The 1,374-nt window shown below is 53.9% G+C and carries 1 protein-coding gene; it reads left to right on the top strand.

The genetic code is table 11. From position 1 onward, the window contains the following. The first annotated feature begins 458 nt into the window (after positions 1-458). Entirely contained in the window at positions 459-1,292 is an 834-nt protein-coding gene (locus NFX52_RS30135) for a hypothetical protein (protein ID WP_156358849.1), read from the top strand. Positions 1,293-1,374: the final 82 nt, after the last annotated feature.

The raw sequence follows: 1,374 nt of genomic DNA, 5'->3' as shown, positions 1-1,374 counted from the left end.
CTGCCGAACCGCCTCCAGTTTGAACTCCCGCGTGTACTGCGCACGCACTTGCTTGTCACTCATTGCTCAACTCCTTGTCGGTATTTTCAACAAGGGTTAAGAACTCCACTTTTCAGGGGCAACCTCAAAACGCACGTGATTCCTGACCGATCAAAGGCGGCAAACCAGGATCGTTGACGCATCAGCGCCTGATCAAAGTAGTACCGCACCGATGAACAACCCCGCTTTCGTGTGGAAAGCGCGGCGCTAAGGGTGGATCAGGAAATCAGTCGGGGAGGTCGTCGTAAACCGTCCAGATAAGGGGACGGGCTGACGGATTCGGCGGTCACAGCCGGTGCGGGCGAGCGGTCGAGAGGAAGCGACAGCTGGGGGAAGTTTAGAAGTGCTGCAGTCCCAGGGCCTGCGTCCGCCAGCATGTGCTGGATCGACTCCTGGGAATCGTCTTGGTGTGCCACACCGTGTTCATCATGGTGATGAGCGGATCCTTCCAGATGCATTTCAGCATGCGCAGCCTGGAAAGCTCCCTCGTGGTCGAAAAAGACCAACTGACGGGCCGTTGCAAAGGCCTGACAGAAGAAGGAGAGCAACAGAATGACTGCGAGCAGTCGGCGCATGTATTAAAGAGCTTGCAGGTAAAACTAGCACGCGATCATAGCGACACCGAGTGGATGGGAACCGAAACCCACATGGAACGCGGGCCTTGCTCCCGGACTTTGAGCACTAACATCAACACTTGTGATGAGGATCAATTCAGGAATGATCGGGAGGGACACGGTATGGATACAGATACGAGCGAGGACGCTGGAGGTCCTGCGATTCTGAGTGGTAACGAAGTCATGGAGGCTCAATTCAGTGTTCAAGACGCGACTGAAAAAGGTGAGCCGGCTAAGAGGCTGTACCTCAAGACGTTCGAGCTGATCGACCGAGATATTCTTCTTTGGCAAGAGCGCCCTGAGTCTGAATGGCCCTTGTTGGCAACGATCTTTCCAAACAGCATCGTCATGTATCCAATACATGCGAACCCGCACACAAAACGCTATCTCACACCGAAACATGGTCGTTTCAAGACCGTGATTTACGAGGATAACGCGGATGACACGTTGCCAAACGATCCACAAGACGTGGCGGCGCACGTGGCGTTGAGACTGGCATCCAACATTTTTGATCAACCCAGTGAAGGGCTTGGCCTCATCAAGGATCTTGATTCGGTTTGGCAGTCGTTATCGTTGATACCGCAGGCTGACGGTAGGGCGTGTCCGAATTTTTGTGTAAACGGTTCGGACTTCAGTTGACGGAGATGCGGTCTCCGAACTGAATGGTAAATCGGGTCAGCGCTGCCTTCCAATCCCGAATCGGCATGGTCCACTTCTGACT

The sequence above is a fragment of the Acidovorax facilis genome, from assembly GCF_023913775.1.
GTDB lineage: Bacteria > Pseudomonadota > Gammaproteobacteria > Burkholderiales > Burkholderiaceae_C > Acidovorax > Acidovorax facilis.
This window is presented reverse-complemented; position numbering and strand designations above follow the sequence as displayed.